The organism is Dongia sp. agr-C8 (assembly GCF_054658695.1).
In genome coordinates, this window is sequence record NZ_BAAGHZ010000005.1 from 308,833 (window position 1) to 321,907 (window position 13,075).

12 protein-coding genes are annotated in these 13,075 nt (G+C 66.2%); 4 read left to right on the top strand and 8 right to left on the bottom strand.

Annotated elements, in window-relative coordinates; translation table 11 throughout:
• Positions 1–20 precede the first annotated feature (20 nt).
• The 7 genes from ACYQ4T_RS25820 to pyrF all read right to left on the bottom strand — a co-directional run bounded on the left by ACYQ4T_RS25820 (position 21) and on the right by pyrF (position 6,567).
• Positions 21–1,379 (bottom strand): bifunctional folylpolyglutamate synthase/dihydrofolate synthase, encoded by a 1,359-nt coding sequence (locus ACYQ4T_RS25820; RefSeq protein WP_459859509.1) that lies wholly within the window; start codon positions 1,377–1,379, stop codon positions 21–23.
• An 18-nt stretch (positions 1,380–1,397) separates the two neighbouring features.
• Positions 1,398–2,255, bottom strand: coding sequence for an acetyl-CoA carboxylase, carboxyltransferase subunit beta (accD, locus tag ACYQ4T_RS25825; protein ID WP_459859510.1), 858 nt, complete (start codon positions 2,253–2,255; stop codon positions 1,398–1,400).
• Positions 2,252–3,097, bottom strand: coding sequence for a tryptophan synthase subunit alpha (gene trpA, locus ACYQ4T_RS25830; RefSeq protein ID WP_459859511.1), 846 nt, complete (start codon positions 3,095–3,097; stop codon positions 2,252–2,254). The genes accD and trpA overlap by 4 nt, the downstream gene beginning before the upstream one ends.
• Complete coding sequence (trpB, locus tag ACYQ4T_RS25835; RefSeq protein ID WP_459859512.1) at positions 3,094–4,305, bottom strand: tryptophan synthase subunit beta; 1,212 nt, start codon at positions 4,303–4,305, stop codon at positions 3,094–3,096. The genes trpA and trpB overlap by 4 nt, the downstream gene beginning before the upstream one ends.
• A 76-nt stretch (positions 4,306–4,381) precedes the next feature.
• Positions 4,382–5,026, bottom strand: coding sequence for a phosphoribosylanthranilate isomerase (locus ACYQ4T_RS25840; RefSeq protein ID WP_459859513.1), 645 nt, complete (start codon positions 5,024–5,026; stop codon positions 4,382–4,384).
• Between the two features lie 2 nt (positions 5,027–5,028).
• Positions 5,029–5,808: a hypothetical protein gene (locus ACYQ4T_RS25845; RefSeq protein ID WP_459859514.1), complete on the bottom strand. Its 780-nt coding sequence runs from the start codon at positions 5,806–5,808 to the stop codon at positions 5,029–5,031.
• A 6-nt stretch (positions 5,809–5,814) separates the two neighbouring features.
• Complete coding sequence (gene pyrF, locus ACYQ4T_RS25850; RefSeq protein ID WP_459859698.1) at positions 5,815–6,567, bottom strand: orotidine-5'-phosphate decarboxylase; 753 nt, start codon at positions 6,565–6,567, stop codon at positions 5,815–5,817.
• Between the two features lie 173 nt (positions 6,568–6,740).
• Between pyrF and ACYQ4T_RS25855 the strand changes: the two genes are divergently transcribed.
• From ACYQ4T_RS25855 to ACYQ4T_RS25870, 4 genes are all read left to right on the top strand, one after another.
• Positions 6,741–7,577 carry a trypsin-like serine peptidase gene (locus tag ACYQ4T_RS25855; protein WP_459859515.1) on the top strand — a complete coding sequence of 279 codons (837 nt, stop codon included), beginning with the start codon at positions 6,741–6,743 and terminating at the stop codon, positions 7,575–7,577.
• A 56-nt stretch (positions 7,578–7,633) separates the two neighbouring features.
• Positions 7,634–9,178 (top strand): trimethylamine methyltransferase family protein, encoded by a 1,545-nt coding sequence (locus tag ACYQ4T_RS25860; RefSeq protein ID WP_459859516.1) that lies wholly within the window; start codon positions 7,634–7,636, stop codon positions 9,176–9,178.
• A 101-nt stretch (positions 9,179–9,279) separates the two neighbouring features.
• Complete coding sequence (locus tag ACYQ4T_RS25865) at positions 9,280–10,959, top strand: SUMF1/EgtB/PvdO family nonheme iron enzyme (protein ID WP_459859517.1); 1,680 nt, start codon at positions 9,280–9,282, stop codon at positions 10,957–10,959.
• Positions 10,960–11,018: 59 nt separating this feature from the next.
• Entirely contained in the window at positions 11,019–12,677 is a 1,659-nt protein-coding gene (locus ACYQ4T_RS25870; protein ID WP_459859518.1) for an SUMF1/EgtB/PvdO family nonheme iron enzyme, read from the top strand.
• A 56-nt stretch (positions 12,678–12,733) separates the two neighbouring features.
• On the opposite strand, the gene trxA is transcribed toward ACYQ4T_RS25870, so the two are convergent.
• Positions 12,734–13,054 (bottom strand): thioredoxin TrxA, encoded by a 321-nt coding sequence (gene trxA / locus ACYQ4T_RS25875; protein ID WP_028098708.1) that lies wholly within the window; start codon positions 13,052–13,054, stop codon positions 12,734–12,736.
• Between the last annotated feature and the right edge of the window lie 21 nt (positions 13,055–13,075).

Consider the following 13,075-nt stretch of genomic DNA (forward strand, 5'->3'; position numbering starts at 1 on the left):
GCCATGACGGACTTAAATGCTCAGCCGTTCTCCGCCAGCACGGTGCCGGCGAGGTAGAGAGAGCCGCAGATCAGGACGCGGCAGGCCGGGCCTTCATCGTGGGAGTCCACCACCGAGCGCAAGGCGGCTTCGACCGAGGGGAAGGCGCTGGAGATCAGACCGACTTCGGTGCCGGCTTTCACGCAGTCCTCCGCGGAGAGGCTGGCATGGTCGCCGGAGATGGCGACGGCGTTCAAGTCCTCGAGCAAAGGCGCAAGGGGCTTCAGGAAGGCGACCGGGTCCTTGGTCGAGAGCATGCCGAAGATCGCATGGGCGCGAAGATCGGCGCCGCGCTTGCGGTCCTGGTCCTGCCAGTCGCGGATCATGTTGGCGATCACCTGGCCGGCATCCTCGTTGTGGCCGCCGTCGAGCCAGAGCTCCCAGTCCGGCGGCAGCATTTCCACCAGCGGCCCATGCGTCAGGCGCTGCATGCGCGCCGGCCATTGGACATTGCGCAGACCCTGCGCGATGGCACCGTCGTCGATTTTGAAACCCTCCAGCCAACGGGTCGCGGCGATCGCGGTCCCGGCATTGGCAAATTGATGTGAGCCCAAGAGGCCCGGCGGCGGATAGCGACGCGGGCCGCGGGTGTCGAGGAAGCGGAGCGAGTCCTTCAAGAGCCCGTCGACGAACCACTCCCTCCCGTAGCGATAGAGCGGCGCGCCGAGCTCCTTGGCCTTCGCCTCGAAGACCGCCAGCGCCTCCGGCGGCTGGCGGCCGACGATCGCCGGGCGGCCCTGCTTGATGATGCCGGCCTTGTTGGCGGCGATCTTCTCGAGCGTGTCGCCGAGGAACTGCATATGGTCCATGGAGATCGGCATCAGCACGGATGCGAGGGGCCGGTCGATCACATTGGTCGCGTCATAGGTGCCGCCGAGACCGGTTTCCAGCAGCACGACATCGGCCGGATTGCGGGAGAAGGCGAGATAGGCCGCGGCCGTGGTGATCTCGAAGAAGGTGATCTGCTGGCCGCCATTGGCCTGCTCGCATTCCTCCAGCAGCTCGATCAGCGCCGGCTCCTCGATCAGCGAGCCTGCGAGGCGGATCCGCTCGTTGAAGCGCACCAGATGCGGCGAGGTATAGACATGGACCTTGTAGCCGGCGGCTTCGAGGAAGGCGCGCAAGTAGGCGATTACCGAGCCCTTGCCGTTGGTGCCGGCGACATGGATCACCGGCGGCAGCTTCTTTTCCGGATTGCCGACCCGGTCCAGCAGGCGCTGCACGCGGCCGAGCTCGAGATCGATGAGCTTGGGATGCAGCTTGTTCAGCCGCTCCAGCACGATGTCGCTGGAGCTGCTGGATCCTTGGGTCGACGCGTTCACCGACGCGATCTTGTTCACGGTCGTTATCGCTAAAAGTTAAGCCGCTTCACGCTTGGTCAAGAGGCCGATCAGACGGGCGAGCTGCTCGCGCAGCTCCTTGCGCGGCACCACCAGATCGACGATGCCGTGCTCCAAGAGGTATTCGGCGCGCTGGAAGCCTTCCGGCAGCTTCTCGCGGATCGTCTCCTCGATCACCCGCTGGCCGGCGAAGCCGATCAGCGCGCCCGGCTCCGCCACATGGATGTCGCCCAGCATCGCGAAGGATGCGGAGACACCGCCGGTGGTCGGGTCGGTCAGGAGGACGATGAAGGGCAGGCCCGCCTCTTTCACGCGATCGACCGCGATCACGCTGCGCGGCATCTGCATCAGCGAGAAGATACCCTCCTGCATGCGGGCACCACCCGAGGCCGGGATCGCGATCATGGCGGCGCGCTTCTCGACCGCGAGGTCGGCCGCCTTCACCAGGCCCTCACCGACGCCCATGCCCATGGAGCCGCCCATGAATTCGAAATTGAAGGCGGCGACCACGACGGGCACGCCGAGGATGGTACCGGAGCCGACGATGATCGCGTCCTGCTCGCCGGTCTTGGACTGCGCCTCTTTCACCCGGTCGGTGTAGCGCTTGCGGTCGCGGAACCTCAGCGGATCCGCCTCGACCTTCGGCAGCTCGGCGCGCTCATATTGGCCGTCGTCGAACATGAGCTCGAGCCGGCGCTTCACGCCGATCCGCAAGTGATGGCCGCAATGGGTGCAGACCCGCTGATTCGCTTCCAGCTCGCGGTGGAAGATCATCTGGCCGCAGGACGGGCATTTGTCCCAGAGATTGTCCGGCGTGTCCGGCTTCTTGACCAGCGCACGGATCTTGGGGCGGACGAAATTGGTGAGCCAGCTCATGCCACGGCGCTCCGCTGCTTCGCCGCCGCACGCACGCCACGGCTAAGATCGCGCACCAGTTCCAGCACATGCTCCTTCAAGGCCGGCTTCGGCTTGCCGCCCGCGTCGAGCGAATCCGCGATGCGTTGGACGATCGCGGAGCCGACGACGGAGGCATCGGCCTGCTCGGCCACGGCGCGCGCCTGGTCGGCGGTCTTGATGCCGAAGCCGACGGCAACCGGGAGATCGGTGTGGCGCTTCAAACGCTGCACCGCCTTGGCGACGTCGACATGGCTCGCCGACTTGGTGCCGGTGATGCCCAGGATCGAGACGTAGTAGACGAAGCCCGAGGTGTTCTGCAGCACCGTCGGCAGGCGCTGGTCGTCGGTGGTCGGCGTCGCCAGGCGGATGAAGTTCAAGCCGGCCTTGAGCGCGGGGAGGCAGAGCTCCTCGTCCTCTTCCGGCGGCAGGTCGACGATGATCAGGCCATCGACGCCCGCCTTCAGCGCGTCCTTGAGAAACGCCTCCACGCCGTAGGAATAGATCGGGTTGTAGTAGCCCATGAGGACGATCGGCGTGTTCTTCTCGGCAGCGCGGAATTCGGTGACGAAGGCGAGCGTCTTCTTCAAGGTCATGCCGCTCTTCAGCGCGCGCAAGGACGAGGCCTGGATCGCCGGGCCGTCGGCCATCGGATCGGTGAAGGGCATGCCGAGCTCGATCACGTCGGCGCCGGCGGCGGGCAAAGCCTTCACCAGGTCGAGCGCGGTGGCGTAATCGGGGTCGCCCGCGGTCACGAAGACGACGAGGCCGGCGCGGCCTTCCGCCTTCAACTCGGCGAAGCGGCGTTCGATGCGGGTGGTCATAGCTTGGTCCCGAGCCTTTCCGCGACGGCGAAGATATCCTTGTCGCCGCGGCCGCTCAAATTGACGATCACGGTCTTGTTCTTTCCGAGCTTGGGCGCGAGCTTCTTCACATAGGCCAGCGCATGCGCCGGCTCGAGCGCCGGGATGATGCCTTCGAGCTTCGAGAGCAGCTGGAAGGCCTCCAGTGCCTCGGTGTCGGTCGCCGAGACGTAGTTGGCGCGGCCGATATCGTGCAGCCAGGAATGCTCCGGGCCGATGCCGGGATAGTCCAAGCCGGCCGAGATCGAATGCGCGTCGGCGATCTGGCCGTCGGCATCCTGCAGGAGATAGGTGCGGTTGCCGTGCAGCACGCCGGGGCGGCCGCCGGTGATCGAGGCGGCGTGGCGGCCGGTCTCGACGCCGTCGCCCGCGGCCTCGACGCCGTAGATCTCGACCGAGGTGTCGTCGAGGAAGGGATGGAACAGCCCCATCGCGTTGGAACCGCCGCCGATGCAGGCGACCAGCGCATCCGGCAGGCGGCCTTCCGCCTCGTGGTGCTGCTGCTTCGCTTCCTCGCCGATGACGCTCTGGAAGTCGCGCACCATGGCGGGATAGGGATGCGGGCCGGCGACGGTGCCGATGATGTAGAAGGTGTTCTCGACGTTGGCGACCCAGTCGCGCAGCGCCTCGTTCATCGCATCCTTGAGCGTCCGGGTGCCGGACTTCACCGGCACGACCTCGGCGCCGAGCAGCTTCATGCGGAAGACGTTGGGCTGCTGCCGGGCGATATCGACCTCGCCCATATAGACGGTGCAGGGCAGGTTGAAGAGCGCCGCGACCGTCGCCGTCGCCACGCCATGCTGGCCGGCGCCGGTCTCGGCGATGATCCGGGTCTTGCCCATGCGCTTGGCCAGCAGGATCTGGCCGATGCAGTTGTTCACCTTGTGGGAGCCGGTGTGATTGAGCTCCTCGCGCTTCAGGTAGATGCGCGCACCGCCCAGTTCCTCAGTCAGGCGCTGGGCGAAATAGAGCGGGCTCGGCCGGCCGATGTAATGCTTGCGCTGATACGCCATCTCCTCGGCGAATTTCGGGTCGGCCTTGGCTTCGTCATAGGCCTTCTCGACGGCGAGGATCAGCGGCATCAGGGTTTCGGCGACGAAACGTCCGCCGAAAATGCCAAAGCGGCCGTGTTCATCGGGGCCGGCGCGGAATGTATTGGGTTTGTTCACGGGCTTCTGGTGACCGGTCTAGCGAAAGGGGCGCAATCAACCATAGACCAAAGGAAAGGTCAAAGGCCAACCCGCCTCACAGCGACTGGGCGACCGCCAGGAAGTCTTTGATCTTGCTGACATTCTTCTCTCCGGGCCGATCCTCGACCCCGGAGGCGACATCGACCGCCGGCGCCCCGCTCCGCCGCACCGCCTCAGCCAGGTTCCCGGGGGTGAGGCCGCCCGAGAGCATCCAGGGCAGCGGCGAGCGGAAGCCCTGGAGCAGGGTCCAGTCGAAGCTGACCGCATTGCCGCCGGGGAGCGCGTTCTTCATGTCGGCGGGCGGCTGGGCGTCGAACAGCAGGCGGTCGGCCACGGTCTGATACGCAGCGGCGCGGGCGATGTCGGCGGCGTCGCGGACCTTGATCACCTTCATCACGGCCAAGCCGAACTTCGCCTTGATGGCGGCGACCCGTTCCGGCGTCTCGCTGCCGTGAAGCTGCAGCAGGTCGAGCGGTGCCGCGGCGAGGATCGCGGCGATCCGCGTGTCGTCATCATCGACCAGGAGCCCGGTCTTCAGCACATGGGAGGGAACGGCGCGACCGAGCAAGCCGGCCTGTTCCGGCTCGACATAGCGCGGGCTCTTCCTGAAGAAGTTGAAGCCGATGAAGGCGGCGCCGTGCGCGACGGCGGCGGCCACGGTTTCCGCGGTCTTCAGGCCGCAGATTTTGGCCGGTATCACGATCACACCGTCTCGCGCAGGAAATAGGGAAAGGCGGTGACCAGGATCGCGAGCTGGATGGCGATGCCGACCAGCTGCAGCACGGCGGTGATGAGGGTGAAGGTCAGCGGCGCGTATTGGATCAGGAGAGTCGCGGCGAAGAGGCTCTCGATCAGCTGCTCCACCACCATCAACGGCACTTCGACGGCGATGAGCGCGATCAGCAGCTTGAAGCCCTGGCCGGCGGTGCGCTTCCAGGCGGTCTTGAGCGGCATCGGCGCATCGAGCGCGATGCCGATCCAGCTCGGCGAGATGCGGACGACCAGCGCCGCCCAGATCAGCAGGCTGGCGAGCAGCGCCGCCATCACGCCCGGCATGCCGAAGCCGGCGAGGAGCAGCATGAGAATGAGGGCGACGAAGCCGCTGCCGATCGAGGTCGAGAGGAACAGCAGGAAGAAGCGGAGATGCCGGCCGTTCAGGGAAAGGCCGATCCCGGGTGCCGCATCCATGCCCAGCGTCAGCTGGCGCAGCCAGTTCACCGAGAAGACCGCCAGGGTCGCGGCATAGGCCACGGCGAGCAGCGCGATCAGCGGCATCGCGCCGCCGTCTTCCGGGATCTGGTTGGGCTGCGCGGCGGCCATCGCCTCGAGCATCACCTGCTGCAGCGGCACCAGGATGCAGAGCATGGCCGCCAGCGGCACGACCGCCAGACGCAGGAAGTGATCGCGCGCATCCCAGCTGCGCCGGAAGCCGGCGCGCAGCAGCGGTCCGAGCAGGATCTCGCGCTTGGGCTCGACGATCATAGAGACTTAGGCGGCGTCGATTTCCGCCACGATCCTTCCGGCGGCGCCGGCGGGATCCTGGTCGGCGGTGATCGGCCGGCCGATCACCAGGTAATCGGCACCGGCCCTTGCGGCCTCGGCCGGCGTCATGACGCGCTTCTGGTCACCGGCGGCCGACCATTCCGGACGGATACCCGGCGTCACCAGCAGGAAATCGTTGCCGAGGCGCTCGCGCAACGGCGCGATCTCCTGCGGCGAGCAGACCACGCCGTCGAGATCGCTTTCCTTGGCGAGCTCGGCCAGGCGCAGCACCTGATCCTTCGCCGGCACCGACTGGCCGACGCGGCGCAGATCGACGTCGTCGAGGCTGGTGAGCACGGTCACGGCGATCACCTTCGGCCGGCGCAGGTTGAGCTTGTCCGCACTCTCCGCTGCGGCGTCGCGCGCGGCACGCATCATGGTCTTGCCGCCCGCGGCATGGACGTTGAGGATCAGCGGCTCCAGTGGTGCGACAGAACGCACCGCGCCCGCGACCGTGTTCGGGATGTCGTGGAACTTCAAGTCGAGGAAGATCGGCGCCGGTCCGCTGGCGCCCTCCTTCTGGGCGGCGACGATGGCGGCGATGCGGCGATAGCCCGGCGCGCCATGAGCCATGTAAAACTCCAGGCCGAGCTTGATGCCGGCGACCGAGGGTCCGAGGCGACCGGCTTGCGCCGCCGCCGCTTCCAGGTCCGCCGTGTCGATCGCCGCCAGGACGCCGCTCTTGCGCAGCAGTTTCATCGCGCTCAAGGCCTCTTTCTCCCGCTTATCCACCGGTGGGCTGCTTCTAGCCCAGTTCCGGCCCCCCGTCATCACTCGGAAATCTGGGGGCGGCGTTGCACGAAGCAATGCCCTTGTCATGGCCAAACTGGTATTTTCCCAGCGAACCCATAGGGCGAATCGCGAAGGATGACATGATGCGACACGCTGCGGCGCGGATTGCCGCCGGGTTAGGCCTGCTGGCCCTGCTGCTGCTCACCGGCTGCGGCACCGAGGGGCCGCGCGGACCGCAGCTGCAGCCGCGCGCGGGCCTGTCCTGGCAGGCCGCGATCGGCCAGGTGGCGACCAGCACCGCCGACGTGCATTGCTCCGGTGTGCTGGTGGCGCGCGACATCGTGGTCACCGCCTCGCATTGCCTGTTCCTGAACACCGCCAAACGCCCGGCTTCGCCGAGCGACCTGGTGTTTCGGCCGAACCTCGGTGGGCTGCAGGCGCTGCCGCCTTCGCGCGGCGTCGCCTTCCTCGGCCAGGGCGCCGTCTTGCGCGGCGGCAAGCTCCGCAACGAGGATGTGTCGAAGGACTGGGTGGTGCTGCAGATCAGCCCGCCGGTGACCGCCGTGCAGCCGATCACCGTCGCCAACCTCACCATCGACGGCATGCTGCACATGATCGATTCCGGCAACCGGCTGGTGACTGCCGGCTATGGCAGCGGCCCCTATGACGAGCTCCGGGTGCATGAGAAATGCCGGCTGCTGTCGCAGCAGGAGCTCGGCCTCTTTCCCGACGACAGCTGGCTGCAGCTCGACTGCGTCTTCCGGGTGGGCGACAGCGGCGGCGGCATCATCCTGCTGGACGGCGCCAACCAGCCGGCGCTGATCGGCATCATCGCCGGCTTCGGCCATATGCCGCGCAACAAGACCGAGCCGCTCGGGCTCGGCGTCAATGCGAGCCAATTCCTGCCCTATCTCCGGCAGCCGGTCTCCCAAGCACCGACCCCGACCCCGCGCCTCGCCGCCTTGCTCACCAATTGACACCCTGCCGCAAGCTGTATACAGCTTGGAAGATCGCCGGACCGAGGGAGCGTGGGATGAGCGGAGAACGGGGCGCCCGCGAGTCAGTGCGGCGCAAGGAGCGCCGGGTGCCGGTCAAGGGCATCCGCCAGCTGCCCTTTGCCCGGGTCGAGAACCGCTATCCGCCGATCCAGCTGCTCTCCGCCGACGAGCTTGAATCCATCCACCGCGCCTCCTTGCGCCTCCTCCAGGAGGTCGGGATGGAGGTGCTGCATGAAGAGAGCCGCCGCGTACTGCGGTCCGCCGGCGCCGAGGTCGACGAGACCAACCAGCGGGTCCGCTTCGCGCCGGAGCTGATCGAGAGCTTGGTCGCCAAGGCGCCGGCCGAGTTCACCCTGGAGGCGCGCAACCCCATCCACAACGTTCGGGTCGGCGGGCCGCATGTGATCTTCGCCGCGACCGGCGGCCCGGCCTTTGCCAGCGACTGCGACCGCGGCCGGCGCGCCGGCAACTACCAGGACATGTGCGACTACATCCGCCTGGTGCATCGGCTCAACGTGATCCACCAGGAAGGCGGCTGCCCGATCGAGCCGACCGATCTGCCGGCCGAGACGCGGCATCTCGACTTTTACCGCGCGGCGATCGCGCTCACCGACAAGACCTGGCAATGCTGGGCGCTCGGCGGCTATCGGGTCGAGGATGCGATCGAGATGGCGGCGATCGCCATGGGCAAGACGCGCGCGGAATTGCGCGCCAGCCCGGTGACCTTGACCGTGGTCAATTCCAACTCGCCGCTTCGGCTCGACATCCCGATGGGCGAGGGCCTCGCCTCCATGGCGAAGGCCGGGCAGCCGGTGGCGATGACACCCTTCACGCTCGCCGGCGCCATGAGCCCGGTCACCATCGCCGGCGCTCTCGTGCAGCAGAATGCCGAGGCTTTGGCCCTGATCGCGCTGGCGCAGATCTATGCGCCGGGCGTGCCGGTGCTCTACGGCGGCTTCACCTCGAACGTCGATATGCGCACCGGCTCGCCGGCCTTCGGCACGCCGGAATATGCCAAGGCGGCGCTCGCCTCGGGGCAATTGGCGCGGCGCTACCAGATCCCGTTCCGCTCCTCCAACGTGACGGCTTCGAACTGCGTCGATGTGCAGGCGGCTTACGAAGGCGGCATGTCGCTCTGGGGCACGATCATGGGCGGCGTCAATCTCATCGAGCATGCGGCGGGCTGGCTGGAAGGCGGGCTCACGGCCTCTTTTGAAAAACTGATCCTCGATGCCGAGATGCTGCAGTTGATGCGGGAATTCCTGAACCCGCTGCAGATCGACGAAGACAGCCTCGGCCTCGAGGCCATCCGAGAGGTCGGGCCGGGCGGGCATTTCTTCGGCACCGGCCATACCCTCGCAAGGTTCGAGCGCGCCTTCTACGAGCCGATGCTGTCCGACTGGCGCAATTTCGAGAACTGGCAGGACAGCGGCGCCAAGTCCGGCACCGAACGCGCCAATGCAATCTGGAAGGAGCTGCTCAAAAGCTACGAGCAGCCGGCTCTCGATCCCGCCATCGCCGAAGCGCTCGACGCCTATGTGGCGCGGCGCAAGGAAGAGATCGGGCGGCAGACCGCGTAGCGGGGATCATTCCCGACAACCACGACATCAATATGTGAGGCGGCGCACTTCTACGCGGGGGCGGAATCCATTAGGATTTCCGCCATCTCTGGGAGGTTTCCATGCGGCGTCTTCTGCTTGCGGTGCTTGCGGTGATGGTCCTGGCCGTGCCGGCGCTGGCGGAGCCACGGATCGCACTTGTGATCGGGAACTCCGATTACAGGGGCGAGCTCCCGAAGCTCGCCAACCCGGCGAATGACGCGTCGCTGATGACCGCGACCTTGCGGAAGCTCGGCTTCAAGGTGGTCGAGGTGCGCAACGCCGATCTTGACGACATGCGACAGGCGCTTTCCGATTTCAGCGGGCTGCTCGCCGGAGCGGGCCCGCAGGCGGTGGGATTGTTCTTCTACGCCGGCCACGGCATCCAGGTGGAGGGCGTGAACTACCTCATTCCGCTCGGAGCTGACATTCAGCGGGCCGCGGACGCCGACCTCAAGGCCCTCTCCGCGGACATGGTCCTGAAGCAGATGAACTTCGCCGGCAACGGATTGAACATCATCATACTCGATGCCTGCCGCAACAACCCGCTCTCGCGCGGCATGCGCTCGGCCAGCACTGGCCTTGCCAAGATGGATGCGCCGATCGGCACCTTCATCGCCTATTCTACCGCGCCCGGGCAGACCGCGGCCGACGGCAAGGGCAATAACAGCCCCTATACCGCCGCCCTCGCCAAGGCGATCCAGAAGCCCGGCATCGCGATTGAAGAAGCGTTCCGCGACGCGCGGGTCGAAGTGCTGCAGACGACCAACAAGGAGCAGATCCCCTGGGAATCCTCCTCGCTGACCGGCGCGTTCCAGTTCAACCCGGGACCGAAAACCGCCGAGCCGCAGGTTGCGGCGGCTGCGCCGGCTCCGGCACCGGCGACAGCACCCACGCCAGCGCCCCCGGCACCGGCCGCGAAGACGCCGGCGGCACCGAACGGCAAGGCTGCGAAGTGCACGGATTGTCCCGAGATGGTTTCGATTCCGGCCGGTTCCTTCATGATGGGTTCACCGGACAGCGAGGATGAAAGACAGGATAACGAGGGGCCTCAGACCAAGATCAGCGTTCGCGCCTTCTCGATGAGCAAGAACCTCATCACCCGCGGCCAGTTCGGCGAGTTCATTGCCGCGACCGGATACAAGCCCGCCGATCGATGCGAAGCGGAGATGACCAGCAACGGCTTGAAATACACCGACAATGCCAACTGGAAGAATCCCGGTTACAGCCAGACCGACAAGCATCCGGTCGCCTGCGTCAGCTGGGATGATGCCAATGCCTATGCGAATTGGCTCGCGCAGACCACCGGCCAGCCCTATCGCCTGCCCAGCGAGGCCGAATGGGAATATGCCGGGCGCGCCGGCACCACCACCAGCCGCTTCTGGGGCGACGACGCGGACGACGCCTGCGATTACGCGAACGCCGCCGACAAGGCGGCGAAACGGAAATTCTCCGGCTGGAACGTGGTCGATTGCGACGACGGCTTCGTCTACACGGCGCCGGTCGGCAGCTTCAAGCCGAACAAGTTCGGCCTCAACGACATGCTCGGCAACCTGAAGCAGATGGTGGCGGGCTGCATCACCGATTCGATCTCGGATCTTCCGACCGACGGATCGGCCGGCACAAAGAACTGCGATGCGCATCCGCTGCGCGGCAGCTCCTGGGAGTCGATCCCCAGCGTCATGCGCATGGCGGACCGGCAGATCATCCAAAGCGGCGAAGCCGGATTCCACATGGGCTTCCGCGTGGCAATCGGCCAATAGCCGCCGGCATCGATCAACCTGCGGTGCACTTGAACGCGCACGATTTCGGGGATGGGCTCATGCGTCGATTGCTGCTGGGTATGCTGGTCGCGATGCTGATGACCGCGCCGGCCTTGGCCGAGACACGGGTGGCGCTGGTCATCGGCAATGCCAGATATGACGGCGAGCTGCCGAAGCTCACCAACCCCGCCAACGACGCGGACCTGATGGCGGCCACGCTCAAGAAGCTCGGCTTTCGGGTGAACATGGTCAAGGACGCGAACCTCGACCAGATGAAGCGGGCGATCCAGGATTTCGGCACCTCGCTGAGCGATGCCGGGCCGACCGCGGTCGGTCTCTTTTATTACGCCGGCCACGGCATCCAGCTTGCCGGCGAGAACTACCTGCTGCCGCTCGGCTCCCGGCTGCAGAAGCCCGCCGACGCCGATCTGGTCGCGGTGAACGCCAATCTCATCCTGAAGCAGATGGAGTTCGCCGGCAACGCGCTCAACATCATCATCCTCGATGCCTGCCGCAACAATCCGCTGTCACGCGGCATGCGTTCGGCGGATCAGGGTCTTGCGCGCATGGATGCCCCGATGGGGAGCTTCATCGCCTATTCGACCGCGCCCGGCGCCACCGCCGCCGACGGCAGCGGCAAGAACAGCCCCTACACCCTGGCGCTGTCCAAGGCGATGCAGAAACCCGGCATTCCGATCGAGGAGGCTTTCCGCGACGCGCGGGTCGAGGTGATCGCCGCGACCGACAAGACGCAGATCCCCTGGGAGTCGTCGTCGCTGACCGGCGCCTTCCAGTTCAATCCGGGTGCGCGGGCCGCCGAGCCGCAGGTCGCCGCCGTCGCGCCGGCTCCGGCGACTGAACCCGCGCCAGCACCGGCTGCGAAAGCTCCGGAAGCGGGCGGCGCGAAGGTGGCGATGTGCAAGGACTGCCCGGAGATGGTGTCGATCCCGGCCGGGTCCTTCCTGATGGGATCGCCGGAGAGCGAAGATGATCGCGATGAGAAAGAGGGGCCGCAGACCAAGATCGATATCCGCGCCTTCGCGATCGGGAAGTATCCGGTGACGCGCGGTCAGTTTGCCGAGTTCATCCAGGCGACCGGCTACAAGCCGGCGCGACGCTGCTTTGCCGAGGTGAGCCACGGCAAGTGGGAAGAAACGAGCAAGGCCAGCTGGAAGGATCCGTCCTTCTCGCAGACCGACCGGGATCCGGTGGTCTGCGTGAGCTGGCAAGACGCCATGGCCTATGTGAAATGGCTGTCGCAAGCGACGGGAAAGCCCTACCGCCTGCCGAGCGAGGCCGAGTGGGAGTATGCGGCCCGGGCCGAGACCACCACCAGCCGATATTGGGGTGACGATGCCGACGAGGCCTGTACCTACGCCAACGCCTCCGACCGGCATACCAAGCGGGAATACGACATGCCTGCCGTCGATTGCGACGACGGCTACCTCTACACGTCGCCGGTCGGAAAATTCAAACCGAACAAGTTTGGGCTCTACGACATGCTCGGTAATGCGCGTCAGGTTGTGGCGGGCTGCCTCACCGATTCCATTGCCGCGCTTCCCAAGGATGGCTCGGCAAACGAGGACTGCAGTGAGCACCCACTCCGCGGCAGCTCCTGGGAGTCCTGGCCAAAGCTCATGCGCTCAGCATCCCGCGAATGGATCGACTCGGAATACGCTCATCTCGGTTTCGGCTTTCGCGTCGCGCTCGGCGAGTAGAAACAAAAAGCCCCGCGCCTTTCAGCGCGGGGCTTTTTGCCGTCCCACTGAAGGGATCAGATCACCGAGTGGATCCAGTCGGCCAGCTGCTGCTTCGGCAGCGCGCCGATCTTGGTGGCGGCGACCTGGCCGTCCTTGAACACCATCAAGGTCGGGATGCCGCGGATGCCGTACTTCTTCGGCGTCGCCGGATTATGGTCGATATTGATCTTGGCGATCTTCAGCTTGCCGTCGAGATTCTGCGCGATCTCCTCCAGCGCGGGGGCGATCATCTTGCAGGGGCCGCACCACTCCGCCCAGAAATCGACCAGCACCGGGCCGGACGCCTTCAGGACGTCGGTGTCGAAAGAGCTGTCGCTCACATGGGTCGTGCTCATCGGGTTTCCTTTGTTGATCGC

Coding starts and splice junctions, on each gene's coding strand:
- accD (WP_459859510.1), bottom strand. CDS start 2,255: ATGAGCTGGCTCACCAATTTCGTCCGCCCCAAGATCCGTGCGCTGGTC.
- trpA (WP_459859511.1), bottom strand. CDS start 3,097: ATGACCACCCGCATCGAACGCCGCTTCGCCGAGTTGAAGGCGGAAGGC.
- ACYQ4T_RS25845 (WP_459859514.1), bottom strand. CDS start 5,808: ATGATCGTCGAGCCCAAGCGCGAGATCCTGCTCGGACCGCTGCTGCGC.
- pyrF (WP_459859698.1), bottom strand. CDS start 6,567: ATGAAACTGCTGCGCAAGAGCGGCGTCCTGGCGGCGATCGACACGGCG.
- ACYQ4T_RS25855 (WP_459859515.1), top strand. CDS start 6,741: ATGATGCGACACGCTGCGGCGCGGATTGCCGCCGGGTTAGGCCTGCTG.
- ACYQ4T_RS25860 (WP_459859516.1), top strand. CDS start 7,634: ATGAGCGGAGAACGGGGCGCCCGCGAGTCAGTGCGGCGCAAGGAGCGC.
- ACYQ4T_RS25865 (WP_459859517.1), top strand. CDS start 9,280: ATGCGGCGTCTTCTGCTTGCGGTGCTTGCGGTGATGGTCCTGGCCGTG.
- ACYQ4T_RS25870 (WP_459859518.1), top strand. CDS start 11,019: ATGCGTCGATTGCTGCTGGGTATGCTGGTCGCGATGCTGATGACCGCG.
- trxA (WP_028098708.1), bottom strand. CDS start 13,054: ATGAGCACGACCCATGTGAGCGACAGCTCTTTCGACACCGACGTCCTG.